Below are 2,783 nucleotides of genomic sequence, written 5' to 3' on the forward strand. Positions count from 1 at the left end.
GCCAGCAGCAGCGCAACAAGGGCGGTCGCACGCATCATCCGATGGCGGCCCGGAACAATTTCAGATGCTCAAACGCCTGGCGTTTCAGTTCCTTGTTGCCGCCCATGGCGCGCGGATGGATCGACGGCATCAGCTGCGCGCCGCGCCAATCAAACCAGCGGCCACGGCTGCTGCCCAGCCGGGCCTGCGGGCCCGCCAGTTCGGCGGCGGCCTGGCCCAGCGCCAGCACATGCGCCGGCGGCGCCAGTTCGGCCAGTCGTTCGATCACGGGGGCAAAACGGGCCAGGCTGCTGGCCGTGGGTTCGCCATCGCCCGGTGTTGGCCACGGCAGACGGCTGACCAGCGCGGCGCGGCTCCAATCCAGATCGATGGCGGCCAGCATGCGATCAATGGTGTCGCGGTGGGTGGGATCGGCGTCGGGCCGGTCGATCAGCACCCACACCCGGGCTTCCAGCGCGCCATGAAACAGCAAGGGCGGCCGGGTGCGGGCATCGGGAAAGCGGCCGAGCAGGGCAAGCAGGGCGGGCCCATCGGCGCAGGCACGGGCCGGGTGTTCGGCGGTGGGCGCTGCGGGTGCCGCAGTCGAGGCCACGGGGCGCGGTGCCGGCGTTGCCGTTTGTGCGGGCGGCGGTTCGGCGCGCGGTGGCGGCGCGTCCAGCCAGCGGCGCGGCTGTTCGGCCATCGCCTCGGTGGCGCCAGCGCTGACCAGAAAGGCCAAGGCAGCGCCCGGATCGGAGACCGTGATGGAGGGCAATGTCACAAGCGACCAAAAGCAACAGGCACCCCGTCTGGTCAAGCCCTTGTCATCGGGCTATCTGGTGAATGATGGCAGTCGCGCGCCAGCCCGAAGCGGCGGCGCAAGGATGGGGAAAAAGCAGTGAGCGAACGGGAATCGATGCCCTATGACCTGGTGATCGTGGGGGGCGGGCCAGCCGGCCTTTCCGCCGCCATCCGGGCCAAACAGGAAGCGCAGCGCCTGGGCGTCGAGCTTTCGGTGTGCATCCTTGAAAAGGGCAGCGAAATCGGCGCGCATATCCTGTCGGGCGCGGTGGTTGATCCACGCGCACTTGATGAACTGCTGCCGGAATGGCGCACCATGGACTCGCCGCTCACGGTGCCGGTGACGGAAAACCATCACTGGGTGCTGACCGCGACCAAGAAATATGAATTCCCGCACGGGCTGTTGCCGCCGTTCATGCAGAACAAGGGCTGCTACACGGTGTCGCTGGGCAATCTCACGCGCTGGTTGGCCGGGCAGGCCGAAGCGCTGGGTGTGGAGATCTTCCCCGGTTTTGCCGCCGCCGAAGTGCTGTTCAACGATGATGGCAGCGTGAAGGGTGTGGCCACCGGCGACATGGGGATCGCCAAGGATGGCTCCAGGAAAGACAGCTGGACTGCCGGCCTGGAAATCCACGCCAAATATACCTTTTTCGCTGAAGGCGCGCGCGGGCATCTTTCGAAGCAGATCATCAACCGGTTTGATCTGCGCAAAGACAGCCAGCCGCAGATCTATGGCATCGGCTTGAAGGAATTGTGGGACATTCCGGCGGAAAAGCACGCGCCGGGCCGGGTCATCCATAGCCAGGGTTGGCCGTTGTCCGACGCCAATGGCGGTGGCTTCCTGTATCATCAGGCCAATGGCCAGGTGGCGCTGGGCTTCTCGGTGTGGCTCAACTACGACAATCCGCATCTGTCGCCGTTCGAGGAATTCCAGCGCTGGAAGACCCACCCGGCCATCCGCGAAATCCTCGAAGGCGGTCGCCGCGTTTCGTATGGCGCGCGTGCCATCAATGATGGCGGCTGGCAGGCGGTGCCGAAACTGGCCTTCCCCGGCGGGGCGCTGATCGGCTGCGCTGCCGGTTTCCTGAACGTGCCGCGCATCAAGGGCAGCCACACCGCGATGAAAACCGGCATGATGGCCGCCGAATGCGCCGTGGCCGCCATTGCTGCCCAGCGCAGCAGCGACGAACTGGCCGAGTATGACGCCGCCTACAAGAAGAGCTGGGTGAGCGAAGAGCTCAAGATGGTGCGCAACGTGCTGCCGGCGGTCGAAAAGTTCGGCACCACGGTGGGCACCGCCATGGGCGGCATCATGATGTGGATGGAATATCTGGGCTACGAACTGCCGTTCACCTTCAAGCTCAGTCCCGATAACACCCACATGCGCCGCAAGGATGCGGCGCCAAAGATCGATTATCCCAAGCCTGATGGCGTGATCAACTTCGACCGGCTGTCGAGCGTGTTCATGTCGAACACCAACCACGAGGAAGATCAGCCCTGCCACCTGACGCTGAAAGACGCGTCGGTGCCGATCGAGGTGAATTACGCTTTGTACGACGAACCGGCGCAGCGTTATTGTCCGGCTGGTGTGTATGAGATCGTCGGCCTTGAAGACAATGCCCCGCGCCTGCAGATCAACGCGCAGAACTGCGTGCACTGCAAGACGTGCGATATCAAGGACATGACGCAGAATATCAATTGGGTGGTGCCGGAGGGCGGCGGCGGGCCGAACTATCCGAATATGTGACGCAGCGCGGCCAGTGACCATCGCGCAGCGATGGACACGGACTCGCGCAAGTCCGGACGGCGAGCGAAAAGGGCGGGTCATCCCCGCCCTTTTTGACTCGTCCGACGGCGTGGCTCCGCCACGCTCTTCCTTGTTGTATGTCTCCACCCACCCAACCGGTCGAGGCGTCTCGGCCGCTGGCCTCGCCCTCAAGCGTCGCCAGCCCCCCCACCTCCCCCCCTCGACTTTGCCAACCGCCCGCGCCATCTTCGCCTCA

2 protein-coding genes are annotated in these 2,783 nt (G+C 65.0%); one reads left to right on the plus strand and one right to left on the minus strand.

From position 1 onward, the window contains the following. Positions 1–34 precede the first annotated feature (34 nt). Positions 35–760 carry a uracil-DNA glycosylase family protein gene (locus RMO81_RS02925; protein ID WP_310474235.1) on the minus strand — a complete coding sequence of 242 codons (726 nt, stop codon included), beginning with the start codon at positions 758–760 and terminating at the stop codon, positions 35–37. 117 nt (positions 761–877) lie between these two features. Between RMO81_RS02925 and RMO81_RS02930 the strand changes: the two genes are divergently transcribed. After that, on the plus strand, positions 878–2,527 hold the full coding sequence (locus RMO81_RS02930; protein ID WP_310474236.1) for an electron transfer flavoprotein-ubiquinone oxidoreductase: 1,650 nt from the start codon (positions 878–880) through the stop codon (positions 2,525–2,527). Positions 2,528–2,783 lie beyond the last annotated feature (256 nt).

The organism is Sandarakinorhabdus sp., from assembly GCF_031422795.1.
Classification (GTDB): Bacteria; Pseudomonadota; Alphaproteobacteria; order Sphingomonadales; family Sphingomonadaceae; genus Sandarakinorhabdus.